This is a genomic window from Microbispora sp. NPDC049125, assembly GCF_040802045.1.
Taxonomy (GTDB): Bacteria; Actinomycetota; Actinomycetes; order Streptosporangiales; family Streptosporangiaceae; genus Microbispora.
The window spans coordinates 99,768-124,917 of record NZ_JBEZDW010000003.1 but is presented as its reverse complement, the minus strand read 5'-3'; the positions used below and the strand labels follow the sequence as shown (position 1 = coordinate 124,917).

The window sequence follows — 25,150 nt, the reverse complement described above, 5'->3', positions numbered from 1 at the left end:
AGGCCTTCCCAGTAACCGTACACATGGGATTGAAGCCTCCTCGCCGAGATCGGCTCCCGCCGGGAGCCGCTTCTCACGGACGCCCCTCGAAGATCGGGACACCCGCCACTGTTGACCTGGTGTGCTCCCGGGCGCCCGCACGAGACGGACGCGCCTTGGGAGCACGCGCACACGGTAACTCCTGACACTGTGCGCGTCCTTAGCGGTTTCTCAGCGTAATCGGCCCATCACGCGGATTGCCCGCGCACCGCCCGAATCCTGCCTGCGTACGGCATGGGCACCCGGCGGCGGCGGTCAGCCGCGACGGGTCACCAGTCGTGCGAACGCCTCCGCGAAGGGTCTCCAGGTGGCCTCCAGCTCCGCTTCCGCCTCCTTCACCTGGGAGTTGAGCTCGGCCACGCGGGCGGGGGGCAGGTCGCCGTCGCCGGTCCAGGACTCGAAGATCCCCGCCGTCGCCTCCGGGTGGAACTGCACGGCCCACGCGCTCGCGCCGAGCCGGTAGGCCTGGTGGGCGTACCGGTCGCCGCCTGCCAGCCGTACGGCGCCCTCGGGCAGCACGGTCATGGCGTCGTAGTGGTACTGCACCGCCCGCAGCGGGCCGGGCGGCAGGGCGGAGAACAGCGGGTCGGCGGCGGCCTCGGGAAGCGGCTCCACCACGCAGGCGCCGATCTCCAGGCCGGCGTCACCGCGCTCCACCGTGCCGCCGCAGGCGATGGTCATGAGCTGGGCGCCGAGGCAGATACCGAGGACCGGGACTCCGTCGGTCACCGCCCGCGCCATCAGGCTCCTCGTGGCCGGCAGCCAGCCGTAGCCCTCGTCGTCCCACGCCGACGCCGCGCCGCCGAGGACCAGCAGGCCGCCGCCCGCGCGATCGGGAACCGCGTCCCCCTTGTACGGCCGGACGATCTCGCAGGCCGCTCCCGCATCCTCCAGCCATCCGGCGAAGAAGCCGAGAGGGGCCTCGGCCTCGTGCTCGATGACGATCATTCGTTCACGCATGAAGCGAGCTTAGGGACACATCTCCCAATAAGGCATCACTGAGAAGGTCGTGCCGTACAGTCCGTTTCATGAATTTCGATGATGTCGCCGTCCCCGGCGGGTGGCTGCGGATCGCCAGGTTCGGCGACGGCCCCCGGCTGATCATCGCGGCGCACGGCGTGTCCGCCTCGCTGATGGCCTGGCACGCCGTCGCCGGCGCGCTGCCGTCCGGCTGGTCGCTGATCGCCGCCGACCTGCGCGGGCGCGGTCACAGCGCCGGCCTGCCCGGCCCGTACGGCCTGGACCGCCACGCCGGCGACCTCGCCCTCGTCGCCGACCACGTCGGGGCGGACGACACGAGCGTGCTCACCGGCCACTCCATGGGGGCGTACGTCGCGGCCCTGCACGGGGCGGAGCGGCGCTACGCGCGCGTGGTGCTGGTGGACGGCGGCCTGCCGCTGCCGCTCCCCCCGGGCGCCGACCCGGACGAGGCGCTCGCGGCCGTGCTGGGCCCGGCGCTCACCCGGCTGTCGCAGACGTACGCCGACGTCGAGGCCTACGTCGGCTTCTTCAGGGACCATCCGGCGCTGAGGGACCACTGGTCCCCGGTGATCGAGGAGTACGTGCGCTACGACGCCACGGGCCCGGCCGGAGCCGTCCGGTCGCGGGTCCGGGCCGAGGCCGTGCGTGAGGACGGCCGGTGGCCGCTGGTCGAACACGAGGCGATCGGCGCCGCGCTCACGGCGCTCCAGCCGGCCCCGTGGCTGCTGCGCGCCCCGCGCGGGCTGCTGAACCAGGAGACCGGCTTCCTCACGGACGAGGTGACCGCCGTGTGGAAGGCCAGGCTGCCGGGCCTGCGCGAGGAGGTCGTGGAGGACTGCAACCACTACACGATCCTGTTCGACAGGCGCTGCGCCGCGGTCGTCGCCGACCGGCTGACCCGGCCGGAGTGACCGTACGCCCGCCTCAGGTGCCCTTCTCAGGCGGCGCCGGGCCGTGCGCCGTTCTCAGGCTCCGGTCTCAGGCGCCGGCCGGGCGGGGCATGATCCAGGTGGCCTTCGCGGCGGCCACGAGGGTGCCGTCCCCCTCGTAGACCGCGCTGACGCCGAAGAGCTTGCGGCCCTCACGGCCGGTGGCGCGGGCCACGACGGAGTACGCGCCCATGGGGTAGACCCGGCGGAACACCCGGCCCGTCAGCCGGCCCAGGAGGGCCGTCTCCACGGGCTGCCCGGAGCCGGCGGCCGGAGCGCGGTAGTGGGCCCACCCGGTCGCGCAGTCGAGAGCGGCCCAGACGATCGACGCGGGGACGACGCCGTGCTCGTCGGTCACCCCCACGGGGACCCGCCACCCGGCGGCCACGAGACCCGTGTCCCCGACGGGACCGGGGAAGATCCGCAGGCCGTCCCCCGGCTCCCGCAGGCCGCACGCGAAGCAGCCCGCGATCGCGTGCCCGTGGCGGCCGGGGAAGCCGGCCTCGGCGCGGGCGGCGACGGTGAACGGCACGAACGGCGGGGGCTCCAGCGCCTCCACGACGGGGATGGCCTCGACGAGGTGGCGTTCGCCGTCGCAGAGCGCGACGGCGTTGCCGACATGCTCAAGCGTGAGCTCGGTCTCCAGCGGGACCGGTCGATGGAGGGTCACTTCCACGGCGGAGTCGTGTCCCGCGCCCGCCAGCGAAGCGGGCGTCGCGTCCCCCGGCGAGCCGCCAAGCGAGTCGGCGAGCGACGCCGCCAGCGTGCCCGCGATCCACCCGCCGTTGGCGGTGCCCTCAGGCCCCCGGAAGCGCTTCGGAACAGTCAAGACAGTCCGCAGCCCCGCAGCCGCCGTCATAGAGTTACGCCTCCCCGTCACGTCTGAATTCGGCCCATCGCAAGACTTGTAACAAGAGAACCGATTTTACTGTTCCAGCCCGGGGCCCAGCTAAACAGACGGGAGTGTCAGGATCATTAGCACTCTGTAACGCGGCCATGACACGGGCGTACGTGGCGGGGCACGGCGGAGAGGCCGGCGACCCGGGATGCCGGCGATCCGGGATGCCGGCGATCCGGGATGCCGGCGATCCAGGACGCGCGGACGGCCCGCCGGGATCACGGCGGGCCGTCCTGTGAGATGCGCGGAGGTCAGCCGTCGTTCTCCGGCGACGGGATGTAGGCGCCCGGCACCTGGTCCGGCGTGTAGATCTCGCCGTCACCCGGGTAGGGCTTCGTGTAGTCGTGCGCCTCGTACCACGAGAAGCGGTTCATCTGCTCCGGGTTGCCGGAGTCGGCCCTGGCCGCGGGCCCGTTGAACGGCTGCTTGGCCTTCCAGGCCCCCCACTTCTTCGCGACCTCCTGCTTGTCCGCGGGGACCTTCGCCGTCGGCGCGGCGGCGGCGTTCGGGTCCTGCGGGGCCGGGGTGTCCGCGCCGCAGGACGGCACGTTCGCGCCGGACAGACCCAGGGTCAGGGAGGTGCGGTTCGGCAGGGCGGTGAACGGCGTGTAGTCGGGCTTGCCGGTGAAGGCTGCGGCCATCGGGGTGGCGGCGCTGTCCTTCTGGTTCATCGGCTGGACCCCGAGGATCTGCTCGATGGTGCGGATCATGTTGATCTGCGAGTAGTAGTGGCTGTCGACGACGCCGTGCTTGGCCCAGGGGCTGATGATCTGGATCGGGGCGCGGTGGCCGTCGACGTGGTCGGTGCCGGCCTGGGAGTCGTCCTCGACGACGAAGATCGCCGAGTCCTTCCAGTACTTGCTGTGCGAGATCTTGTCGACGATCTTGCCGACGGCCAGGTCGTTGTCGGCGACCTGGGCGGCCCCGTTCACCGGGCCGCCGGTGTGGTCGCTGGACAGCCAGAACATGTTCAGGTTCGCCGGTCCGTTGGCGTCGAAGTCACGCTTCCAGATCTCGTACCGGTAGATGTCCGGGACACTGGTGTCGAACTTCGGGAAGCCGTGCACCGACACGTCGTTGAGCGACGGGATCGGCGAGGACGAGTTCAGGGTGTAGGCGGTGTCCGCCCCGGTGGCTTCCATGTTCTTGGTGTCGCAGTACAGGTTCTGCCACGTCGCGCCGGCCGGCTTGGTCAGGAACTGGTGGAACTCACCGAAGTTCCGCACGGACTTGCCCGCGGCCTGCGCACCGCTCCAGATGAAGCCGGTCCGCTGGTGACCGAGAGCGTCGTCCTCGGTGTCGTAGCTGCGCAGGTACTGACCGGCAGTGGACTCGGTGTACTCCGGGTTGTCGGCCTGCATCAGCCAGTTGTGACCCTCGGCGGAGTTCGTGCCGATGTCGTAGGTGTTGTCGTACAGGCCGAACTGGTTGACCAGCGCGTGCTGGTTCGGCGTCACGTTCTCGCCGTACTGGGCGAGCGACGGGTCGCCGTTGCCCTTCGCGATGTCACCGAAGACCTGGTCGTAGGTCCGGTTCTCCTTGACGATCAGGAAGACGTGGTTGATCGTCGACGGGTCGCCGAGACGCTTGGGGACCGGGTCGGCCTTCTGCTTGTTGCCGTGGGCCACCTTGACGTCGTTCTTGCCCCAGCCGTTCTGCTCGAAGACCGTGGCCGTGTACTTGGCGATCTCCTTGTCGTCCGGCAGCGTGAACCGCTGCAGGCTCGACGTGGTGTCGTGGGTGCCGTGCCCGGCGGCCGTGGTGGGGCGGCGGGCGTCGATGCCACGGGTGTTGGAGACCAGCACCTGGTCGCCGACGGTGGTGATCTCCGCCGGGAAGTAGTCCGTCGGGAGCAGGCCGACGTAGCTGACCGGCTCCTGCGGGCTCGTGTACCGGTAGACGGCGACCGCGTTGGCGCGGCCGAGCGTCACCAGCAGGTGACCGTCGTCGGTCAGCGTCACGGCGTCGGGCTCGTAGCCCACCGAGGCCTGCGGCCACGGCTGGGTGGCGATGGTCTGGACGACCTTGTCGCCGGCCGTGTCGATGACCGACACGTCGTTGGTCGCGGTGTTGGTGACGAACAGCGCGCCGTTCTTGACGTACAGGGCGGTCGGGTGCAGGCCGACGTCGATGCTCGCCGGGGCGGCGGCCGGGTTCGCCAGGTCGATGACGCTGACCGTGCCGGTGGTGGTGGCGCCGGTGTTCGGGTCGGCCGGCACCTGGGTGCCGTAGGAGTTGATCGTCGTCTCGCCGGGCTGGGCCGGGCGTCCGCCCTCGTTGCTGACGTAGAGCTTGGTGCCGACCATGACCATGTCACGCGGGGCGTTCCCCACGGCCCAGCTCTGCTGGACGGCCCCGGTGGCCGCGTCCATGGCGATCACCCGGTTCTGGCCGTTGACGGCGACGTAAACGGTCTTGCCGTCGGCGGAGAACACCGGCTCACCCACCAGCGCGTGCTTCGAGCCCTGCGCGGCGATGGAGATGTTGACCGGGTTGGCGAGGGAGCCGTCCGGGTTCACGGTGAACTTGGTGAACATGTCGGCACGGCCCAGCCACAGTTGCGAACCGTCGGGCGAGTACGTGGGGCCTTCCTGGCCCACGTCGTTGCCGCTGATGCTCAGGTTCGCCGCCGCGTTCTTGCCGACGAGCTGCTGCACCTTCCAGTTCTTCAGGTCGACGATGGCGAGCGCCATCCCGCCGTCGGTGATCGAGGCGGCGAGGTGGGTGCCGTCCGGGCTGACCGAGGACGACATGATCTTGCCGTTGTTGATGACGAGGCGCTCGCCGATCGGCTTGATGTACTGGTCGGCGGAGACGACCAGGCCCTTGCCGGTGGTCTGGCCGACCTGGTCGGTGCCGAACCCCTCGGTGGAGGCGTAGGCGATGCCCCCGCCGGCGACGACGAGAGCCGCGGTGGCGGCCGCCAGGAGGCGGACCCGGCGGCCGGTGACCCGATCGAAGGACCCGTTTCCGGCCTTCGTGGAGCGCTGGCGCGTGACTTGCATGATCAATCCTTCGTGGTGCTGGTGAGCAGGTCGACGTTCCCGTCGAACTGCCACAGGGGGTTGGGCGCGTCTCCGTTTGGAGTGCGCACCTGGAAGTAGCCGTTGACCTCCTTCGGCCCGTCTCCGTCGGCGACGTACCGCCCGTCCGCGGTGACGTCGAGCTGGTAGATGGCGCTGCCCACGGCGGTCGCGCCGGGAAGGCGCCAGGACACGACGCACCGCCAGTCGTTGCCCGGCCCCTCGTCGGCGACCCGGGAGCCGCCCTTGTCGCAGGACGCGGCTGCACCCAGCTGGGCCTCGGTGACCTCGGGGCGATGGAGCTCCTGGGTCTGCAGCCGGTACAGGTGGGCGTAGGCCGTGGCGAGCGAGCCCTGCAGCTTGCCCTTCTCGATCCCCGAGCCCGTGGCCGGGGTCGCGACGGCGATCACGCCGACGGTGAGGGCGACCAGCGCGGCCAGCGGCACGGCGGCCGCGGCGACGACCCGGCGGCCCGACCCGTCGTACGCGAGGTCGGTGAAGTCGCGGCGCAGGAAGAGGCGGTAGGCCAGGGCGGTGGCGGCGGCAGCCCACGCCAGGCTCACCACGAGACCGATCAGAACAGGGCCCGCCTGCGCCGGGCTGGTGAAAAGCCCGCGCCAGGCGAGGAAGGCGTGGCTCGGCAGGGCCAGCTGGACGGCCACCGGCAGCGGCAGCAGCTGCGCGAGCTGCAGCGCGAAGGCGAGGAGCGCGGGCATCAGCAGCCCCATCGGAGAACGGCCCAGGGCGACCGAGCCGAGGAGGCCGACCGCGGCGAACGCCAGCGTCGGCGCCAGCACGCAGGCCCACGCGAGCAGGACCGTGCCGGCCGCGTCCGCCGGGGCGAGGAGATGGCCGTCCAGGCCGGCGAGCGGCCGGTTGCCGACCGCGGCCAGACCGCCGGCGATGCCCGACGCGGCCAGCCCGGCCACGAGCAGCAGGATCACGGTGAGGCTGGCGAGGGTCTTCGCCACGAAGATCCGCCGCGGGGAGCGCACCGCCACCAGGAGATGGCGCCAGGTGCCCAGCCGGTCCTCGACGGCGAAGACGTCGCCCGCGACCAGTGCCGTCAGCAGCGGGAGCGCCCAGCTGCAGGAGAAGTCCAGCACAACGAGCGCCCCGGCCCAGCCGGTCGCGTTCATCCAGCGGCCGAAGACCGTGTCGGCCGGCAGCGAGGTCTGCAGGCTGACCGCGGCCACGAAGACCGCGGGGGCGATCCAGCAGGCGAGCAGCAGCAGGCGGATCCGCCACTGGGAGAGCAGCTTGACCAGCTCGAACCGGTAGCCGTGCAGCACGGGCGCCGGCCGGGCGCCGGCCCGGGGTTCGGTGACGGTCGCGGTCATCGCGGGTCCTCCTGGTCGGTCTGCGCGGGCACGGTGCCGGTCTCGACGCCGGTCTCGACGCCGGTCTCGACGCCGGTCTCGACGCCGGTCTCGGCACCGGTCTCGACGCCGGTCTCGACGCCGGTCCCTGTCAGGGCCAGGAAGGCGGCCTCGAGCGGCGTCACCACCGGTCCCAGCTCCCGGAGCGCCACGCCGGCTCCCACGAGCCGCACGACCAGCTCGTCGAGGGCCTCCACCGGCCCTCGCACGACGACGGCGGCGGCGTCCGCCCGTCGCCCGGGGTCGCCTCCTGGCACGACACGGAGGCCGGGCGTCTCCGCCGCCAGCCGGTGCGCGGCCGCCGGATCGGAGGTGAGCAGCCGGTAGTCGAGCTCGCCGCTCTCCGCCGCGAGCTTGCTCACCGGCCCGGAGAAGACGACCCGTCCGGTGGCGAGGATGGTGACGTCGGAGCACAGCGCGGCGAGGTCGTCCATCCGGTGGCTGGACAGGACCACGGCGGTCCCCTCCGCGGCGAGCCCGGTGATGACGCGGTGCACATGGTGCTTGCCGGCCGGGTCCAGGCCGTTGGCCGGCTCGTCGAGGACGAGCAGCCGCGGCCTGGTGAGCAGCGCGGCGGCCAGCCCCAGCCGCTGGCGCATCCCCAGCGAGAACCCCCGCACACGGTCGTCGGCGACGTCGGTGAGCCCGACCTGCTCCAGCGCGTCGCCGACGTCGGCGGCGGGCCCGGCGTCGTGCCGGCGCAGGGAGGCCAGGGCCGAAAGGTTCTGCCGGGCGGTGAGCGAGGGATAGAGCCCCGGTCCGTCCACGAAGCCCGCGACGCCGTCCGGTACGGCGAGCGTCCGCCCGACCGGCGTGCCCAGGATCTCCAGGCGGCCGCTGTCCGCGACCGCCAGGCCCAGCAGCAGGCCGAGGAGCGTCGTCTTGCCCGCGCCGTTCGGGCCGACCAGGCCGTGGACCTGCCCGCTCGCCATGTCGAGGTCGACGCCGTCGAGTGCGACCACGTCACCGAAGGACTTCGTGATCCCGCGGGCCCGGACCGCCGGGCTTTCGTGCGTGTCCGTCTTTCGCATCCGTGTCCTTCCGTCGGCACCCGGCACCGGTCGGCGATCATCGGTGCGGCAGCGAGAAAGCTAGTCACGCTAAGGACGCGGAAGGTGTGTATTACGGCAATAGAGGATTTATGGCGCGTGAACAGACAAAGATCGTCCACTTGACCCCGGGAGGTTTCACGTACGGGACCCCCGTCGAGCAAGCACCATCGCCATCCGGAGCAGGCGGGCGCCTGTACCACAGCGGAAAGCGAATAGGCGGAAACGTCGCAAATAACCTAAAAGCGGCGAAAATACCCCCAGAAAGCCGAGAACCACCGGGGCGACCATAAGAGGTCGCCACGGTGGTTCAGGGTGTCGTCGCAGGCCGGCGGCCGGCCCGATCGGTCCGGGGTCAGAGCACCGGCAGGTACCGGCCGATCTCGAACTCGGTGACCTGGCGGCGGTACTCCTGCCATTCGGTGCGCTTGTTGCGGAGGAAGAAGTCGAAGACGTGCTCCCCCAGCGTCTCGGCGACCAGCTCGCTGTGCTCCATCGCGGCGATCGCCTCGTCGAGCGACTGCGGCAGCGGCTGGATGCCGAGAGCCCGCCGCTCCCCGCTGGTGAGCGCCCACACGTCGTCCTCGGCGCCCGGGGGCATCTCGTACCCCTCCTCGATGCCCTTGAGCCCCGCCGCGAGGATCACGGCGAAGGACAGGTACGGGTTGCACGAGGAGTCGAGCGAGCGGAACTCGATGCGGGTGGAGCCGCCCTTGTGCGGCTTGTACATCGGCACCCGGACGAGGGCCGACCGGTTGTTGTGGCCCCAGCAGACGTACGCGGGGGCCTCGCCGCCCGCCCCGGCGATCGCCTCGGCGCCGCCCCACAGCCGCTTGTAGGAGTTGACCCACTGATTGCAGACGGCGGTGATCTCGGGGGCGTGCCTGAGCAGCCCTCCGATGAACGACCGCCCGATCTTGGAGAGCTGGTAGTCGGAGCCGGGCTCGTAGAAGGCGTTGCGGTCGCCCTCGAACAGCGACATGTGGGTGTGCATGCCCGACCCGGGATAGTCGGTGAACGGCTTGGGCATGAACGACGCCCAGACGCCCTGCTCCAGCGCGACCTCCTTCATGACCAGGCGGAAGGTCATGATGTTGTCGGCGGTGGTGAGCGCGTCGGCGTAGCGGAGGTCGATCTCCTGCTGGCCGGGGGCGCCCTCGTGGTGGCTGAACTCCACCGAGATGCCCATCGACTCCAGCATCATGATCGCGTTGCGCCGGAAGTCGTGCCCGGCGCTGTGCGGGGTGTGGTCGAAGTAGCCGCCGTCGTCGATCGGCTCGGGCTTCTGTCCCTTCTCCGGCCGGCCGCGCAGGAGGAAGAACTCCACCTCGGGGTGGGTGTAGAAGGTGAAGCCCATGTCGGCGGCCTTGGCCAGCGTCCGCTTGAGCACCCAGCGGGGGTCGGCGTGGGAGGGCGAGCCGTCCGGCATGAGGATGTCGCAGAACATGCGGGCCGCGCCTGGGGACTCGCTGCGCCACGGCAGGATCTGGAAGGTCGACGGGTCCGGCTTGGCGAGCATGTCGGACTCGTACACCCGCGAGAATCCCTCGATCGCGGAGCCGTCGAACCCGATGCCCTCGGCGAAGGCGCCCTCCAGCTCGGCCGGCGCGATCGCCACCGACTTCAGGAAACCGAGCACGTCGGTGAACCACAGCCGGATGAACCGGATGTCCCGCTCTTCGAGCGTGCGGAGGACGAATTCCTGCTGGCGGTCCAAGGCGTACCTCTCGGAAATACAGGTCTGGTCGTCTACCAGTGTGCCTCTTGTGTGTTTCACAGGGGTTACGAGGGGGTGTGAGGCGGCGGTCCTTCACTCCCCTGAGGCGAGCGCGTCCCCCAGCGACGTGCGGTGATAGAGCACCTGCCTGCCGAGCCGCCGCCCCGCCACCAGACCGCCCCCCGCGAGCACGGCCAGGTGCTGGCTGACCGCGCCGGGCGTGAGGCCGAGCCGCCGTGCGAGTGCGGTCGTCGACCTCGGCTCCTCGACGGCGGTCAGGATGTGCGCGCGGGTGCGGCCGAGCAGCGCCGCCAGCGCGTCCGGGGTGCAGGGCGGGCCGGCCGACCACAGGTCTCCCACGCCGCGGGCCGGGTAGCTCAGCATCGGCTGGTACGGCTCCCATATCACCGACACGTCGGGCCAGCCGAAGGCACTGGGGACCAGCACCAGCCCCTCCGGCGCCATGGCCCCTTCGTACGGCGGGCACCTCTTGGTCGTGACGAGCCTGTCGCCGTGCCAGGCGACGGCGGGATGGAGGTCGGCGAACAGCTCCCGCACTCCCCCGGCCGCCAGCCTGCGGGAGCGCCACATCACGTCGGCGTCGAGCAGGCCGTGGATCCGCGGCCAGAACTCCTCCAGCGCCACCGCCCAGTAGTCGCACAACCGGTCGGCGACCCGCTGGACGCCCTTGGCCGGGTCCTCCCGGAAGCGCGCGACCGCCTCGGAGTCGGTCGTCGGCACCCACGCCGCCTCCTCGGCCGCCGTCCGCGGATCGGTGAGCCGTACGCGCTCGATCTCGGCGGCGAAGTCGGGCAGCGGGGTGTCCGGCGGCGGGGTGAGGAAGTCGGGGATGTAGCCGTCCGGCGGGATGAGCGCGAGCAGCTCCGTCAGGTCCACTTCGCGCAGGCGGGGGCGCACGGCCCGCAGCCAGGGCAGGTGCAGGGAGTGGCGGGCGGGTGTCCGCAGCACCCGCAGGCTGGTCACCAGCTCCCACAGCGGCGAGAACGCGAACCTCAGCCGGGCCAGGTCGTCGGGCGTGAAACGCCACACCACCGCCATCGTCGCCCCCGTTCCTTTAGCTGTGCCTAAAAGATTGGCACGCGGCCCGGCGGATGTCGAAATGTAACGCCGTGACCTCAGTGACCAACAGGCCGGGTTTCTTCCAGTCGAGGCTCGGCGGCTTTCCACGACCGTTCTGGGTGCTTTTCGCCGGGACGCTGATCAACCGCGTCGGCACCATGGTCGAGCCGTTCATGGGCATCTACCTGACGCAGGCGCGCGGGATGTCGCTGACGGCGGCGGGCATGGTGATGGCGGCGTTCGGGGCCGGGTCGCTGCTGTCGCAGCCGTTCGCGGGCTGGCTGGCCGACCGCCTCGGCCGCCGGATCACGCTGTCCGGCGGGATGGTGGCGACCGCCGCCACCATGCTCACCCTCGGGTACGTCACCAGCGTGCCGGGGATCGTCGCGGCCATGTTCGTGCTCGGCGTGGTGGTGGACGCCTACCGTCCGGCCTCCCAGGCGCTCGTGGCCGACCTCGTGCCTCCCGCCGACCGGCCCAGAGCGTTCGGGCTGCTGTTCTGGGCGGTCAATCTGGGGTTCTCGATCGCGATGGTGGCGGGCGGGTGGCTCGCCCAGTCGGGCTTCACCGTGCTGTTCTGGGCCGACGCCGTCACGTGCCTCATCTTCGGCGCCCTGGTGTGGCGGGCCGTGCCGGAGACCCGCCCCGCCCGCGCGGAGAAGGGGACGGGCGGCTTCCGCGACGTCCTGCGCGACCGGCTGATGGTCGCGTTCGTGCTGATCAACCTGGCGTACACGATGGTCTACCTGCAGGCCTACACCACGCTGCCGCTGGCCATGTCCGCCAAGGGCCTGCCGACCAGCGCGTACGGCGTCGCGATGGCGGTGAACGGGCTGCTCATCGTGGTCGTGCAGCCCCTCACCAACGCGTGGCTGTCACGGCACGACCCGTCCGTGGTGCTGGCCGCCGGGCTCGCCGTCGTCGGGGCCGGGTTCGCGCTGACCGCGCTGGTGTCGTCGGCGGCGTGGCTCGCCCTGAGCGTCGCGGTCTGGACGCTCGGCGAGGTGCTGACGGCGGGGGTCTCGGGGGCCATCGTCGCCGCGCTCGCGCCCGCCCACCTGCGCGGCCGCTACTCCGGGCTGTACGGTCTGTCGTGGTCGGCCGGGGGCCTGCTCGCGCCACTGGCCGGCACCCGGCTGGTCGCCGCGAGCCCGTCACTGGCGTGGCTCCTGATCGGCGGCCTGGCGGTCGTCGCCGCGGCCGGGCAGCTCGTCCTCGCCCCCGCCGTACGGCGCCGCTCCGTCAATCCCTGAACGCACCCCACCCGCCGGTCGTGCTCCACCCGCGTCTTCGTCTCGCGCGCGTTCGTCTCGCGCGCGAGACAGGGCCGGCCAGTCCCGGCTCGCCGGGAACCCGACCCTTATCGTCGCTTTGACGACAACAGACGGCACCGCTTAGGGTGGTGGGGTGCCTCAACTGCGTATCGCCCTCGCCCAGACCAACCCGGTCGTCGGTGACATCGCCGGCAACGCGGAGATGCTCGTCCAGTGGACGCACCGGGCCGCGGCGCGCGGCGCCCACATCGTCGTCTTCCCCGAGCTCTTCCTGACCGGCTACCCGGCCGAGGACCTGGTGCTCCGCGCGTCGTTCGTGGAGGCGTCGCTGTCGACGCTGTCGGCGGCGGCGGCGCGGCTGGCCGCCGACGGGCTCGGCGGGCTGCCCGTCGTGGTCGGCTACCTCGACCGGGCCGACCTCGCGCCGCGCGTGGGCCAGCCCAAGGGGGCGCCGCTCGACGCCGCAGCCGTCCTCTACCAGGGCGAGGTGGTGGCCAGGTCGGCCAAGCACCACCTGCCCAACTACGGCGTTTTCGACGAGTACCGCTACTTCGTGCGCGGCGACCGGCTGCCGATCCTGCGGCTGCACGGCGTGGACGTGGCCGTCGCCATCTGCGAGGACCTCTGGCAGGAGGGCGGGCCCGTCTCCGTCGTGGCCGAGGCCGGCGCCGGGCTGCTCGTGGTGCCCAACGGCTCGCCGTACGAGGCGGACAAGGACGACGTGCGGCTGGAGCTGTGCGCCCGCAGGGCCCGGGAGGCCGGCTGCGCGCTCGCGTACGTGAACATGGTCGGCGGCCAGGACGAGCTGGTCTTCGACGGAGACTCCCTCATCGTCGACGCCTCCGGGGAGCTCGTCGCCCGCGCGCCCCAGTTCGAGGAGGCGCTGCTGGTGACCGACCTGGAGCTGCCGGAGGCCGCCGGGGAGCCCGGGGAGACCCGGATCGACGCCCGCGACGGCACCGTCATCACGGTCGAGCGGCTGGAGCTGTCGGCCCGGCCGGTCGAGCCGTACGAGCCGGAGCCGCCGGTGGTCGCGGAGCGGCTCGACGACCTGGCCGAGGTCTACCGGGCGCTGGTCCTCGGCGTGCGCGACTACGTCACCAAGAACGGCTTCCGCTCGGTGATCCTCGGCCTGTCCGGCGGCATCGACTCGGCGCTGACCGCCACCATCGCGGCCGACGCCATCGGGCCGGAGCGGGTGCACGTGGTGCTCATGCCGTCGCGCTACTCCTCCGACCACTCGATCACCGACGCCGAGGAGCTGGTGCGCCGCCAGGGCCTCAACGCCCAGGTCGCGCCGATCGCGGACATCGTCTCGGCCTTCGAGAAGGAGGTCGCCCTGACCGGCCTGGCCGCGGAGAACCTCCAGGCCCGCGTGCGCGGCATGCTGCTGATGAGCCTGTCGAACGAGCACGGCCACCTCGTGCTCACGACCGGCAACAAGAGCGAGCTGGCGGTCGGCTACTCCACCCTGTACGGCGACTCCGCCGGCGGCTACGCGCCGATCAAGGACGTGCTGAAGAGTGTGGTGTGGAAGCTGTCGCAGTGGCGCAACGCGCAGCCGGGGCCGCCGCCGATCCCGGAGAACTCGATCACCAAGGAGCCGAGCGCCGAGCTGCGGCCCGACCAGCGCGACACCGACTCGCTCCCGCCGTACGACGTGCTCGACCCGCTGCTGAGCGACTACGTGGAGCGGGACATGGGCCGCGACGAGCTGATCGCCGCGGGCCACGACCCCGAGCTGGTGACGAAGGTCATCCGGCTGGTGGACCTGGCGGAGTACAAGCGGCGGCAGTACCCGCCAGGCCCGAAGATCACGCCGAAGAACTTCGGCCGCGACCGCCGGCTGCCCATCACCAACCGGTGGCGGGAGACCCTGACCTGACCGGGGGCGGCGCCCCCGGGAGGTCAGGCCTCCCGGGGGCGGAAGCCCTTCAGCGCCTCGTCGACGATGCGCTCGGGAAGGTCCTCCGAGATCTCCTCGTCGGGGTCCGACCACTTCACGTGCCAGATGATCGCCCCGCTGAGCATCCCCATGGCCACCTCGACGTCCAGGTCGGCCCGCAGCTCGCCGCTGTCGATGCCGCGCCGCAGGACCGCCAGCACCACCTCACGGCGGGGCTTGATGGCGATCTCGCGGAACCTCTCCGCCAGGCGGGGGTGACGCTCGGTGTCCGTCATCGCGATGTTCATGATGCAGCGGGTGCGCTGGTGGCGCGACTCCTCACGGATGACCCTGAGGTAGGTGACCAGGTCGTCGCGGACGGAGCCGCCGCGCGACAGCGGGATGGGCGGCTTGAGGGACGCCAGGGCGTCCACCACGAGGTCCTCTTTGTTGGTCCAGCGGCGGTAGATGGTTGTCTTCCCGACGCCCGCCCGGGCCGCGATCGCCTCGATCGACAGCTCGGACACGCCGATGCCGTCGCCGAGCAGGTCGAGGGTGGCCTCGACGATGGCCTTCTCCGCCTTCTCGCTGCGCGGGCGGCCCGCCGGGCGGGCCACCCCTTCAGCTGTCTGCTGCGTCTTCATCGCGAGTTCACACTACCGCCGTTTCCTTCTCCTGTTCGATCTTCGGAGCGGGAGCCCCGCCCGGAGTCTGCGCGACTGCGCGGCCCGGCATCCACCGCGCCACCACGGCCGCGCCCGCGAGGGCGACGAGCGCCGACCCGAGGGCCGCCCAGCGGATTCCGCCGACGAACGCCTCGCCGGCCACGCGCATCAGGCCGTCGCCCCGCGGGCCGAGGTTCGCGGCCACGCCGGCCGCCCCGGAGATCGACTCGGTCACCACGTGGCGGACCTGCTCCGGCACGCCGCTGACCTTGCCCTCCATGCCGTTGCGGTAGCTGGCCGACAGGACGGCGCCGAGGATGGCGATGCCCAGCGTGCCGCCGACCTGCCGGACGACGTTGCTCATCGAGGAGCCGACACCGGCCTTCTCCCTGGGCAGCGCGTTCATGATGGCGGTGGTCGCCGGCGGCATGATGTTGGCCATCGCGACGCCCTGGACGAAGGTGAGCACCAGCAGGATCCAGATCGGGGTGTCCACGCCGATCAGGGCGTAGGACGCGAGGGCCGCCGTGATGACCAGCATCGCGACCGTGCCGACGGCCTTGGCGCCGTACTTCTGCACCATCCGCGCGCTCTGCGGGGCGAAGATCAGCTGGGCGGCCGCGAACGGCAGGACCAGCGCGCCCGACTGGAGCGGGGAGTAGCCACGGACGATCTGCCAGTAGAAGGCCAGGAAGAACATCACGCCCATGGCCGAGAAGAACACCAGGCCGACGCTGGCGATGGCGGTCGAGAACGCGGCGTTGCGGAAGTTGCGGACGTCGAAGGCGGGGTGCTCGACCCGGCGCTCGTACCAGATGAAGGCGGCGAGGACCGCCACGCCCACCAGCGACGGCACGATGACCGAGGCGTCGGCGACCGTGCCGAGGTCGCTGATCTTGACGATGCCGTAGACGAGGCTGATGAGCCCGGCGATGGACAGCAGGACGCCGACGGGGTCGAGCTTCGTCTTGTTCGGGTCCTTGGAGTCGGGCACGAGGGTGCCGATGAGGACGAGGCTGATCAACACGATGGGGACGTTGACCAGGAAGACCGAGCCCCACCAGAAGTGCTCCAGCAGCACGCCGCCGGTGATCGGGCCGATGGCGACGGCGATGCCGACGCCGCCCGCCCAGATCCCGATCGCCTTGCCGCGCTCGTGGACGGGGAAGACGTTGGAGATGATCGCCAGGGTCGCCGGCATGATCGCGGCGCCGCCGAAGCCCATCAGCGCCCGCGCGGCGATGAGCTGCATCGGGTCCTGCGAGTACGCACTGGCCAGGGAGGCCACGCCGAACAGGACCATGCCGGCGAGCAGCATCCGCTTGCGGCCGAACCGGTCGCCGAGCACCCCGAAGGTGAACAGCAGGCCGGCGAAGACCAGGGTGTAGGAGTTCATCGCCCACTCCAGCTCACTCTGGGTCGCGCCCAGACCGTGAACCGGGTCGGCGATCGTCTTGATCGCGACGTTGAGAATGGTGTTGTCCAGCACGACGGCCAGAAGGCTGAACACCATCACGCCGAGGACCTGCCATCGGCGTGGGTGACCGGTATGCGCTTCCACGAGTCCCCCAGAAGTTTCGATACGATAGAGTTTCGCAACGAGAGCGTAGCGCTGTTTATTTCGATACGCAACGGCATCGTTTCCTAATGTGGGCGGCGCTCCGCGCGCACCCCCACCGACCAGCGGTTCAGGCCGCGAGCTCGCCCCGCGAGCTCCGGCGGCGGGCGGGCACCGCGTCAGGCGGCCTCGACTCCCGCTTCCTCCGCCGGCCCCTCGATGGGCCTGTCCGCGGACCTGTCCGCGGACCCGGCGGCGGCCTCGCTCACAGGGCCCCTGCCGGAGAGTCCGCCGACGAACGGCGCCGCCACCAGGACCAGCGCCAGCCCCACGGCGCCCGCCGCCGCGAGGGCCCAGGCCGGGCCGTACGCGTCGACGATCCCGCCCGCGACCGGGCCGGCGACGGCCACACCGATCGTGAGCGACATCCCGTGCAGGCCCATCGCCTCACCTCGCGCGCCGGCCGGGACGCGGCGGTTCACCGCGTCGACGGTGGACGACAGCGCCGGCGCGCACAGCAGCCCGGCCGGCGCAATGGCCAGGCAGAGCCACCACCATCCGCCGCCGATCAGCCCGAGCGGGGCCGTCAGCGCGCACAGACCGCCGATCAACACCAAGGGCGGGACCCCTCTCGGCAGCCCGCCGTAGACGAAGCCGCCGAGCAGGGAGTAACCACACCACACGGCGATGACGAGGCCCGTCCACTCGGTCGCGCCGCCGGACTTCATCATGGCGACCACCGACAGCTCGGTCGTCGTCAGCGTGAACGTCAGCGCCGAGGTGAGGCCGAGGAGGACGAGCAGGCCCGGCCGGAGCCACTTTCTCCGGGGCGTCGCCGCCTCCGGGGCGGCGGCCTCCGCGGCCGACCGGGTCGGCGGGTCGAGCAGGTAGAGCGCCGCCCCGGAGCCGACCATGCCCACGGCCACGCCGTACATCGTGGCGGCGCCGCCGAACGCGGTCACGGAGGCGACGGCGAGCGCGGGCCCGGCCATGCACGACAGCTCGACGGCCATCGAGTCGAGGGCGAAGCCGGTCTGGTGGCTCTCGGACGGCACCATCGCGGCGACGCACTGCCTGATCGCCCCGAACACCGGCTGGCTGAACACCCCGGCCACCGCCGCGCCCACGAGCAGCGCCGCGTACGGCAGGCTCGGCGCGGCGCACCAGAAGCAGAGCTGCGCGACGGTGGTCACCGCCATCACCGGGCGCAGGCCCCGCCTGTCGACGAAGCGGCCGGCCAGCGGCGAGCCGGCCGCGGTGCCGGCCATGCCGGCCGCGCCCACCAGCCCCGCCTGCAGGAACCCCAGCCCCATGCCGTTGACCACGTGCAGGGTCAGCGTGATCCCCATGCCGGTGATCGGGATCCTGGCGAGCAGGCCGACCAGCAGCAACGCGCGCACGCCCGGCAGCGCCAGCACTCGCCGGTAAGGTTCGATGGCCATCGTCGTCACTTACCTCCGCATGGCATTGTGCCCTGCACCCCTGACATTTCCGCCACCGGATTACCGGGGCCGTCCGGGGTGTTGCAGCCCGATGCGGCATGCGATGATCGGACTGTCCGGGGACGCCATAGGGGCGCCACGAGGCCTGGAGGTAGCCATGTCCTCTGTTTCTGTTGCACCCAGCACGACCGGCCCCGCCGGTCGGGGACCCGCCGCCCTGTACGGCGGGAAGGCCGGGCGCAGGGTCACCGTCCGCGACGTCGCGGCCGCCAAGGAGCGGCACGAGAAGTGGCCGATGGTCACCGCGTACGACGCCATGACCGCGAAGGTGTTCGACGAGGCCGGCATCCCGGTGATGCTCGTCGGCGACTCGGCCGCCATGGTCGTCTACGGCTACGACTCGACGCTGCCCGTCACCGTCGACGACCTCATCCCGCTCACGGCCGCCGTCGTGCGGGGGTCCTCCCGGGCGATGGTCGTGGCCGACCTGCCGTTCGGCTCCTACCAGGCCTCACCCCAGCAGGCCCTGGAGACCGCCGCCCGCTTCATGAAGGAGGCCGGGGCCCACGCCGTGAAGCTGGAGGGCGGCCACCGGGTCCTCCCGCAGGTCGAGATGCTGGTGTCGGCCGGCATCCCGGTCATGGCCCACCTCGGCCTGACCCCGCAGTCGGTGAACGTCCTCGGCGGCTACCGCGTGCAGGGCCGCGGCCAGGCGGGCGAGGAGCTGATGGCCGACGCCAAGGCCCTTGAGCACGCGGGCGCGTTCGCCGTCGTGCTCGAATGCGTGCCGAGCGACCTGGCCCACCGGGTGACCGCGTCGCTGAGCATCCCGACGATCGGCATCGGAGCGGGCCCGGAGACCGACGCGCAGGTGCTGGTCTGGCAGGACCTGATGGGCCTGACGCCCAGCCCGGCGAAGTTCGTGAAGAAGTACTTCGACCTGGCCGGCGAGATGGACCGCGCGGTGCGCGCCTTCGCCGACGAGGTCGTCTCCGGCGCCTTCCCCACGGTCGAGCACGCCTACCGCTGAGGCCTCCCCGGTTTCAGCCGGTCAGCGTGGCGGGGTCGGTGTTGGCCCCGCACACGATCACGGCCACCCGCTCGCCGTCCTCCGGGACGTAGACGCCTGACCGCAGGGCGGCGAGCGCGGCGGCGCCCGCGTGCTCGGCCGCCACGTGGAAGTCCCGCCACAGGGCCCGGCGCGCCTCCACGATGGCGTCGTCGCTCACCAGCACCGAGGACACGCGCCCGGTGGTGGTCTGCAGGCCGATCCGCCCGATCCGGCTGGCGCCGAGGGCGTCGGCGCCCACCCCGGTGACCTCCACGTGGACGGGCTCTCCGGCATCCAGCGCCCGGTGCAGCGTGGGGATGAGCTCGGGCTCCACCGCGACGACCGAGGCGCGCCCGTCCAGGCCCGCGACGATCCCCGCGACCAGCCCGCCGCCGCCGACCGCCACCAGCACGGTGTCGACGCCGTCCGGCACCTGCTCCAGCAGCTCCACCGCCAGCGTCCCCTGCCCGGCGGCCACGTCGTACTGGTCGTACGCGTGGATCTCCAGCGCGCCGGTGTCGGCGGCCCGCTTCTGCGACGCCTCGTAGGCGTCCGCGTAGATGGCGCCCGTCTGGGTGACCTCGGCGCCGAGGCGCCGCAGGCCCTCGACCTTCACCGGCGCGCACACCTCGGGGACGAAGATCTCCGCCCGGACGCCCAGCGCCCGGGCCGCGTACGCGACGGCGAGGCCGTGGTTGCCGCCGCTCGCCGCGATGACGCCGCCCTCGGGAAACGGCCCCGCCTCCACGGCGGCGAGGATCCGGTTGAAGGCGCCACGCACCTTGAACGACCCCGAGTGCTGCATGCCCTCCAGCTTCAGCAGCAGGCCGGGGCCCACCTCGGCGACCGGCGTGCGCCGGACGTGGCCGCCGATCCGCGCCGCCGCCCTCTGGACGTCCTCATGTGCGAGCCGCATCGTCATCCCTTCACTGCTGTCGTCCGTCCGCCGATCCGGTGTCATGCGTACGTCCGGCGCGCTCACCATCCGCCGCCCAGCAGGCGCTTGACCTCCTCGATCCGGGCCTCGTCGCGCCGGTAGAACACCCACTGCCGCATCCGCTTGCCATGGATGAGCCCCGCGCGCTCCAGGATCTTGAGATGCCCGGTGGCGCTGGGCTGGGTCATCCCCAGGCGGTTGGCGATGAAGACCGAGCACACACCGTCCTCGACCAGGTCGCCGTCCGCCTGCGGCGGGAAATGCGCGACCGGGTCCTTGAGCCAGTCCAGGATCAGCAGCCGCCGCTCGTTCGCGAGGGCCCGCATGACGTCCACCGGTATCACTTAGGTAGTTTCCTAAGTTCCTATTCGGCAGTCAAGACCTGCGCCTGAGGGGGCGGGTCAGGCAGTGTGGCCGAGGGCCTGCTCGAAGTCGGCCCACAGGTCCTCGGCGTGCTCGATGCCGACCGACACCCGGATCGTGCCCTCGCCGATCCCGGCGGCCGCCAGGCCGGCGGCGCTCACCGACCGGTGGGAGGTCGTGGCCGGGTGCAGGATGAGCGTCTCGACCCCGCCCAGCGACGGCGCGAGCAGCGCCAGCCGTACGCGCCGCATGAAGGCCTCACCCGCCGCGCGGCCGCCGGCCACGTCGAAGGAGAAGACGCCGCCGAAGTCGGGCATCAGCTTGGCGGCCAGCTCGTACGACGGGTGGGACGGCAGGCCGGGCCAGTGGACGGCCGCCACCGCGGGATGACCGGCCAGCCGCGTGGCGAGCTGCCGCGTGTTGGAGCAGTGGCGCTCCATCCGCAGCGGCAGCGTCTGGAGGCCGCGCAGGGTCAGCCACGCGGCGAACGGGTCGGCCGTGGCCCCGAGGTCCGTGGCGTACGCCCAGACGCGGCGGTGCAGCTCGGCCGACGCGAAGACGGCGATGCCGCCGATGACGTCGGTGTGCCCGGACATGTATTTGGTGGCGGAGTGCACCACGATGTCCGCGCCGTGCTCGATGGGACGGCACAGGACCGGCGAGGCGAAGGTGTTGTCGACCACGGTGACGATCCCGGCCTCCCGGGCGACCGCGCACATCCCGGGCAGGTCGGCGACCTGGGTCATCGGGTTGGCGATCGTCTCAAGGTAGAGCAGCTTCGTCGAGGGCCGGAGCGCGGCGCGCGCCGCGGCCGGATCGGCCTCGGGCACGTAGTCCACCTCGACGCCGAAGCGGGCCGTCAGGTCGGCCAGCATGTGGGCGGTGCCGCCGTACAGCGGCGCCTGCGCGATCACGTGATCGCCCGGCTGGAGCAGCGCGAGCAGCACGGAGTTGATCGCGCCCATCCCCGAGCCCGTCGCGACGGCCGCCACGCCGCCCTCCAGGCCGGCGACGGCCTCCTCCAGCGAGCGGACGGTGGGGTTGGAGAGCCTCCCGTAGACGTACGCCCCGTCGTGCCGGCCCATCCCGTCCGCGAAGACCGCCGGGTCGTCGAAGACGAACCCCGATGTCTGGTAGATCGGCACTGAGATCGGCCTGCTGCCGTTCGGCTCCGGCTGGGGTAGATGGACGGCGCGGGTTTCCGGACGCAGCGAGCTCATGCTGTCCAGAATGGACCAAGAAAGGCCCGTTTGTCAGATCGGCAGGCCGTCCCCTGGGATTACGCGTCCAGCGGAGACCCCTCCACGCCCCGGCGGCCATGTCCAGGATGGGGGGATGGACGTCAGCTTCCTCCTCGTGCACAGCCCGTCCGTCGGGCCCTCGACGTGGCGCCCGGTCGCCGAGGCGCTCAGGGCGCGCGGCCACACGGCCGTGGTGCCTCCGCTGGTCGACGTGACCGCCGGGCCCCCGCCGTACTGGCCGCGCGTGGTGGGCGACGTGGTCACCGGAGCGCCGCGCGGGCCGCTGGCGATCGTGGCCCACAGCAACGCGGGCCTGTTCGTCCCCCTGATCGCGGAGGCGCTGACCGGGCAGATCTCCGCGTGCCTGTTCGTCGACGCCGCCCTGCCGCCCCGCACGGGGTCGGTCCAGGCGGCCGAGCCGGAGTTCGTTCCCTTCCTGCGGTCCATGGCCGACGAGTCGGGGCTGCTGCCCCGATGGACGGACTGGTGGCCGGAGGAGGACGTGGCGGCCCTGCTGCCCGACCGCCGGACGCGGGAGGTGGTCGTGGCCGAGCAGCCCCGGCTCCCCCTCGCCTACTACCTGGAGGAGATCCCGGTGCCGTCCCGCTGGGATCACGTGCGCAGCGCCTACCTGTGGTTCGGCGAGGGGTACGCCACGCTCGCCAAGGAGGCGGCCGAGCGGGGCTGGCCCGTCGACCGCATCCCCGGCGAGCATCTCCACCAGCTCGTCGCGCCGGGGCAGGTGGCGGACTGGCTCGTCGCCACCGCCACCTGACCTTCGGGCTCGGTCAGCCCGTGCCGAGCGGCTTGGCGAGCCGGACGACCAGCAGGCGGTTCGGCACCCCGCTGTCGACGAGCCGGCCGTCGGCGTCGAAGTCGCCCAGGCCGAAGTCGTTGTCGTTGGCGAGCGCGATCGTGCGCCGGTCGAGCAGGGCCACGCCCTCGATCTTGCCCGGGAACGACGGCACCAGCGCGTTCGGCTCAAGGACCAGCGACTTGCCCGGCAGCGTGATCTTCGACAGGTCGGTCAGGGCCTCGAGCGACGGGGTCGTCGCCGGGTCGTCGTAGGCGCCGCCGAGCAGGTTCGTGGCCCTGGCCAGGTCGATCTGGTAGATCCTGGCCACGTTGTCGGTGCGCTCGTCCACCAGGAGGCGGCCCCGGCCGGCGTAGGCCAGGCCGGAGATCTTCATCTCGCTCTGGTCGCCGTTGACCTTGGGGTCGAAGGCGGTCACGTCCTCGAACTTGTACGCGTACTCGCCGGTGACCTTGCCCTTGCGCAGGTCGAACGTGAGGATCCGGCCGAGGCGTGAGGCCTTGGCGGTCTTCTTGTCCGGGTTGGCCAGCGGGCTCTGCACGGCCAGGAAAAGCGTGCGCTGGTCGGACGACAGGGCCAGCCCCTCGAACCCGCGGTTCTGCTGGCGGCTCGCCAGGATCGCCGGCAGGGTCTCCTCGACGCGGTAGTCGGCGCCGGTCAGGTTGAGCCCGGCGGGCACGTGGCGCTCCAGCACCCGGCCTCTGGAGGACACCCGCAGCAGCGACGGGCTGTACTCGTCGACCAGCCAGAAGTCGCCCGTGCGGGTGCGCACCAGGTCCTCGACGTCCAGCCCGCTCGGGTTGTACGGCAGGGTCGTGCGGCCGTCCCAGGTGTACGGCGTCTCGTCGTGGCCCGCCTGGTTGGAAAGGCCGGTGACGCTCTTGCCGGAGGCCCCCACGATGGGGAGGTACTGCTTGATCTTCGCGCCGCCGTGGGTGACGGAGACCTTCACGATCGCCGGGGCGAACTCGGGCACCGGGAACGTGCGGCGCTTCTCCCCGTCGACCGTGGGCTGGCCGTTCGGTCCGCGGTCGGTGACCATCCAGTACATGCCCGGACCGGCCGGGTAGAGGCCGCTGCCCACGCCGCCGAGCTTGACGCCGCGGTCGTCGGCGATCGACGGCTGCACCGCCTTGAGCGCCGGGGCGGGAAGCGTCACGTCGGTGACGACGACCGGCTTCGGCACCGGCTTGGGCACCGGCTTGGGCGAGGGCGCGGCGTGAGCCGTACCGGGGACGGACAGGGCGAGCGCCGCGGCGAGCGCGAGCCCGGCGGAGGCGTGACGTAGCACTGGAGGCCTTTCAGACTGGGTGACAGCGCCTGAAAAATAGTGAACGCGCACGTCCGGACGGTGACGATCAGATGAAGCGCGAGTGCCCAGTGTCCTGCGCCGAAACCGTGGGCGGCGGACCGGGACCGACGTCCCGGCCCGCCGCTACGGCGGGGTGAGGATCAGCCGGCGGTACAGGTGATGGTGGCTCCGGCGCCCGCTCCGTTGCCCTGGAACCCGAGGCTGGTGCTTTGACCGGCCGGCAGCCGCCCGTTGTAGCTCTGGTTGGTGATGGTCACGGTGCCGCTGGTGCCGGAGTTGACGCCGTTCCACATGGAGGTGATCGTGGCTCTGGCCGGGAGGGTGAGGGTGAGTCTCCAGCCGTTGATCGCGGAGCCGCCCGCGGTGACGTTTATGGCGGCCACGAACCCGCCGGCCCATTGGTCCTGCACCGAGTAGGCCGCCGAGCAGCCCCCGGTCCCGCCGCTGGGTGAGGGGCTGGGTGACGGGCTGGGTGACGGTGAGGGGGACGGACTGGGGCTGGGTGACGGGCTGGGTGAGGGTGAAGGGGACGGGCTCGGGCTGGGCGACGGGGAGGGCGTGACGTCGCCGAGCGTGAGGTTCTTCTGCTGGACCTGCCACTGGGTGTTGCACAGGCCGCAGTTGGGGCCGACGAAGTTGGCGCCGGCCGTCGTGTCGCCCTTCAGCCGCCACTTGAGGTACAGCACCGCCACGCGGCCGAACTCGCCGCCGTTGGTCTGGGTGTAGGTGCCGCCGTGTCCGACGTTCAGATTGCCCATGAACGCGGGCAGTCCCGCCGGCAACTTGCCCCAGTCGTCGATGGCGTTCGGGTAGGCGATGTCACTCGGCCCGCCGATGAAGTAGGCGATCGGCTTCGTCAGCCGGCGGAGCTGGTAGTCGTCGGAGTCGTTCAGCAACCCGCTGCTGAAGATGGTGGTCGTGGTGACACGTGAGTCGTTGGAGACGGCGTAGGCCTCCAGCCCTCCGCAGGACCATCCCCCTACAGCGATCTTCCCGGTGTCGAGCCTGCCGTTGTATTTGCTCCCCTGGCGGCTGTTCTCCGCGACCGCCCAGTCGATGGACTGGGTGAGCATCTGGGACGTCGTCGAGCCGGAGCCGTTCGGGGCACCGCTGGCGATGACCAGGAACCCGTACGAGGCGATCTCGCGGAGGAAGGGCAACTGCCCCGTCCCATTGGCGGAGCAGCCTCCGTTGCCCCATACGAAAATCGGCATCTTTTCGGACGGGAGGGTTCCGGGCCGGTAGATGGTGTGATTGGGCAGGCCGGTGGAGGTCTCGTAATCAGCCGGGTAGGGGCCCGAGCCGCCAACCGCCGCGGCGCTCGGCGTCGTGGTGAGCGCCACCATCCCGGCGCAGACCAGGGCGACCGCGGCCGCCGGTATCGCGCTGATGATCGAGCGTCTTCTCATCCATACCCTCCGAAGGTGTCACGACGGCGCTCAATGCCGGATGCGGCGTGCGCGGCAACCGCACAACCACTCCCGCCGCGGCCAGGCTGGTGGCGCCCGTCGAA

General features: G+C 71.7%; 20 protein-coding genes. 5 read left to right on the top strand and 15 right to left on the bottom strand.

Annotation, left to right across the window (positions count from 1 at the left end; all coding sequences use genetic code 11):
• Nucleotides 1–294: 294 nt before the first annotated feature.
• On the bottom strand, nucleotides 295–999 hold the full coding sequence (locus tag AB0B72_RS04785; RefSeq protein WP_367736954.1) for a type 1 glutamine amidotransferase: 705 nt from the start codon (nucleotides 997–999) through the stop codon (nucleotides 295–297).
• Between the two features lie 68 nt (nucleotides 1,000–1,067).
• Between AB0B72_RS04785 and AB0B72_RS04780 the strand changes: the two genes are divergently transcribed.
• Nucleotides 1,068–1,931, top strand: a complete 864-nt coding sequence (locus AB0B72_RS04780) for an alpha/beta hydrolase (RefSeq protein ID WP_367736953.1) — start codon at nucleotides 1,068–1,070, stop codon at nucleotides 1,929–1,931.
• Nucleotides 1,932–1,998: 67 nt separating this feature from the next.
• On the opposite strand, the gene AB0B72_RS04775 is transcribed toward AB0B72_RS04780, so the two are convergent.
• The 6 genes from AB0B72_RS04775 to AB0B72_RS04750 all read right to left on the bottom strand — a co-directional run bounded on the left by AB0B72_RS04775 (nucleotide 1,999) and on the right by AB0B72_RS04750 (nucleotide 11,074).
• Nucleotides 1,999–2,778, bottom strand: coding sequence for a hypothetical protein (locus tag AB0B72_RS04775; RefSeq protein WP_367736952.1), 780 nt, complete (start codon nucleotides 2,776–2,778; stop codon nucleotides 1,999–2,001).
• Nucleotides 2,779–3,098: 320 nt separating this feature from the next.
• A complete protein-coding gene (locus tag AB0B72_RS04770) occupies nucleotides 3,099–5,852 on the bottom strand; it encodes an alkaline phosphatase family protein (protein WP_367736951.1) in 2,754 nt (917 codons plus the stop codon).
• Nucleotides 5,853–5,854: 2 nt separating this feature from the next.
• On the bottom strand, nucleotides 5,855–7,210 hold the full coding sequence (locus AB0B72_RS04765) for an ABC transporter permease (protein WP_367736950.1): 1,356 nt from the start codon (nucleotides 7,208–7,210) through the stop codon (nucleotides 5,855–5,857).
• Nucleotides 7,207–8,280 (bottom strand): ABC transporter ATP-binding protein, encoded by a 1,074-nt coding sequence (locus tag AB0B72_RS04760; protein WP_367736949.1) that lies wholly within the window; start codon nucleotides 8,278–8,280, stop codon nucleotides 7,207–7,209. The genes AB0B72_RS04765 and AB0B72_RS04760 overlap by 4 nt, the downstream gene beginning before the upstream one ends.
• A 373-nt stretch (nucleotides 8,281–8,653) precedes the next feature.
• Entirely contained in the window at nucleotides 8,654–10,015 is a 1,362-nt protein-coding gene (locus tag AB0B72_RS04755) for a glutamine synthetase family protein (RefSeq protein WP_367737172.1), read from the bottom strand.
• Nucleotides 10,016–10,108: 93 nt separating this feature from the next.
• On the bottom strand, nucleotides 10,109–11,074 hold the full coding sequence (locus tag AB0B72_RS04750) for a DUF5937 family protein (protein ID WP_367736948.1): 966 nt from the start codon (nucleotides 11,072–11,074) through the stop codon (nucleotides 10,109–10,111).
• A 71-nt stretch (nucleotides 11,075–11,145) separates the two neighbouring features.
• Between AB0B72_RS04750 and AB0B72_RS04745 the strand changes: the two genes are divergently transcribed.
• Together AB0B72_RS04745 and AB0B72_RS04740 are read left to right on the top strand one after the other, a co-directional pair.
• Nucleotides 11,146–12,348: an MDR family MFS transporter gene (locus AB0B72_RS04745; protein WP_367736947.1), complete on the top strand. Its 1,203-nt coding sequence runs from the start codon at nucleotides 11,146–11,148 to the stop codon at nucleotides 12,346–12,348.
• 154 nt (nucleotides 12,349–12,502) lie between these two features.
• A complete protein-coding gene (locus AB0B72_RS04740) occupies nucleotides 12,503–14,254 on the top strand; it encodes an NAD+ synthase (RefSeq protein ID WP_367736946.1) in 1,752 nt (583 codons plus the stop codon).
• A gap of 23 nt (nucleotides 14,255–14,277) precedes the next feature.
• On the opposite strand, the gene AB0B72_RS04735 is transcribed toward AB0B72_RS04740, so the two are convergent.
• The 3 genes from AB0B72_RS04735 to AB0B72_RS04725 all read right to left on the bottom strand — a co-directional run bounded on the left by AB0B72_RS04735 (nucleotide 14,278) and on the right by AB0B72_RS04725 (nucleotide 17,919).
• Nucleotides 14,278–14,898 carry a TetR/AcrR family transcriptional regulator gene (locus AB0B72_RS04735; protein ID WP_367736945.1) on the bottom strand — a complete coding sequence of 207 codons (621 nt, stop codon included), beginning with the start codon at nucleotides 14,896–14,898 and terminating at the stop codon, nucleotides 14,278–14,280.
• Between the two features lie 7 nt (nucleotides 14,899–14,905).
• Entirely contained in the window at nucleotides 14,906–16,480 is a 1,575-nt protein-coding gene (locus tag AB0B72_RS04730; RefSeq protein ID WP_367736944.1) for an MFS transporter, read from the bottom strand.
• A 176-nt stretch (nucleotides 16,481–16,656) separates the two neighbouring features.
• The gene (locus tag AB0B72_RS04725) at nucleotides 16,657–17,919 is read right to left on the bottom strand and encodes an MFS transporter (protein WP_367736943.1); all 1,263 of its coding nucleotides are present in this window, start codon (nucleotides 17,917–17,919) and stop codon (nucleotides 16,657–16,659) included.
• A gap of 157 nt (nucleotides 17,920–18,076) precedes the next feature.
• Between AB0B72_RS04725 and panB the strand changes: the two genes are divergently transcribed.
• Nucleotides 18,077–18,949, top strand: coding sequence for a 3-methyl-2-oxobutanoate hydroxymethyltransferase (gene panB, locus AB0B72_RS04720; RefSeq protein WP_367736942.1), 873 nt, complete (start codon nucleotides 18,077–18,079; stop codon nucleotides 18,947–18,949).
• Nucleotides 18,950–18,962: 13 nt separating this feature from the next.
• Here panB and AB0B72_RS04715 read toward each other — a convergent pair whose 3' ends face one another.
• The 3 genes from AB0B72_RS04715 to AB0B72_RS04705 form a co-directional block, all read right to left on the bottom strand.
• Nucleotides 18,963–19,886, bottom strand: a complete 924-nt coding sequence (locus AB0B72_RS04715; protein ID WP_367736941.1) for a threonine/serine dehydratase — start codon at nucleotides 19,884–19,886, stop codon at nucleotides 18,963–18,965.
• Between the two features lie 62 nt (nucleotides 19,887–19,948).
• Nucleotides 19,949–20,251, bottom strand: a complete 303-nt coding sequence (locus AB0B72_RS04710) for an ArsR/SmtB family transcription factor (RefSeq protein ID WP_367736940.1) — start codon at nucleotides 20,249–20,251, stop codon at nucleotides 19,949–19,951.
• Nucleotides 20,252–20,308: 57 nt separating this feature from the next.
• Nucleotides 20,309–21,490, bottom strand: a complete 1,182-nt coding sequence (locus AB0B72_RS04705; protein ID WP_367736939.1) for a PLP-dependent aspartate aminotransferase family protein — start codon at nucleotides 21,488–21,490, stop codon at nucleotides 20,309–20,311.
• Between the two features lie 115 nt (nucleotides 21,491–21,605).
• Here AB0B72_RS04705 and AB0B72_RS04700 point away from each other — a divergent pair, with 115 nt between their 5' ends.
• The gene (locus AB0B72_RS04700; RefSeq protein WP_367736938.1) at nucleotides 21,606–22,286 is read left to right on the top strand and encodes an alpha/beta hydrolase; all 681 of its coding nucleotides are present in this window, start codon (nucleotides 21,606–21,608) and stop codon (nucleotides 22,284–22,286) included.
• 13 nt (nucleotides 22,287–22,299) lie between these two features.
• On the opposite strand, the gene AB0B72_RS04695 is transcribed toward AB0B72_RS04700, so the two are convergent.
• Nucleotides 22,300–23,616, bottom strand: a complete 1,317-nt coding sequence (locus AB0B72_RS04695; protein ID WP_367736936.1) for an esterase-like activity of phytase family protein — start codon at nucleotides 23,614–23,616, stop codon at nucleotides 22,300–22,302.
• Nucleotides 23,617–23,777: 161 nt separating this feature from the next.
• On the bottom strand, nucleotides 23,778–25,046 hold the full coding sequence (locus AB0B72_RS04690) for a cellulose binding domain-containing protein (protein WP_367736935.1): 1,269 nt from the start codon (nucleotides 25,044–25,046) through the stop codon (nucleotides 23,778–23,780).
• Nucleotides 25,047–25,150: the final 104 nt, after the last annotated feature.

What these genes read in the sequence shown, in the direction of transcription:
- AB0B72_RS04760 (WP_367736949.1), bottom strand. Translation starts at nt 8,280, where the DNA reads ATGCGAAAGACGGACACGCACGAAAGCCCGGCGGTCCGGGCCCGCGGG.
- AB0B72_RS04770 (WP_367736951.1), bottom strand. Translation starts at nt 5,852, where the DNA reads ATGCAAGTCACGCGCCAGCGCTCCACGAAGGCCGGAAACGGGTCCTTC.
- AB0B72_RS04780 (WP_367736953.1), top strand. Translation starts at nt 1,068, where the DNA reads ATGAATTTCGATGATGTCGCCGTCCCCGGCGGGTGGCTGCGGATCGCC.
- panB (WP_367736942.1), top strand. Translation starts at nt 18,077, where the DNA reads ATGTCCTCTGTTTCTGTTGCACCCAGCACGACCGGCCCCGCCGGTCGG.
- AB0B72_RS04725 (WP_367736943.1), bottom strand. Translation starts at nt 17,919, where the DNA reads ATGGCCATCGAACCTTACCGGCGAGTGCTGGCGCTGCCGGGCGTGCGC.
- AB0B72_RS04705 (WP_367736939.1), bottom strand. Translation starts at nt 21,490, where the DNA reads ATGAGCTCGCTGCGTCCGGAAACCCGCGCCGTCCATCTACCCCAGCCG.
- AB0B72_RS04785 (WP_367736954.1), bottom strand. Translation starts at nt 999, where the DNA reads ATGCGTGAACGAATGATCGTCATCGAGCACGAGGCCGAGGCCCCTCTC.
- AB0B72_RS04735 (WP_367736945.1), bottom strand. Translation starts at nt 14,898, where the DNA reads ATGAAGACGCAGCAGACAGCTGAAGGGGTGGCCCGCCCGGCGGGCCGC.
- AB0B72_RS04715 (WP_367736941.1), bottom strand. Translation starts at nt 19,886, where the DNA reads ATGCGGCTCGCACATGAGGACGTCCAGAGGGCGGCGGCGCGGATCGGC.
- AB0B72_RS04750 (WP_367736948.1), bottom strand. Translation starts at nt 11,074, where the DNA reads ATGGCGGTGGTGTGGCGTTTCACGCCCGACGACCTGGCCCGGCTGAGG.
- AB0B72_RS04690 (WP_367736935.1), bottom strand. Translation starts at nt 25,046, where the DNA reads ATGAGAAGACGCTCGATCATCAGCGCGATACCGGCGGCCGCGGTCGCC.
- AB0B72_RS04700 (WP_367736938.1), top strand. Translation starts at nt 21,606, where the DNA reads ATGGACGTCAGCTTCCTCCTCGTGCACAGCCCGTCCGTCGGGCCCTCG.
- AB0B72_RS04765 (WP_367736950.1), bottom strand. Translation starts at nt 7,210, where the DNA reads ATGACCGCGACCGTCACCGAACCCCGGGCCGGCGCCCGGCCGGCGCCC.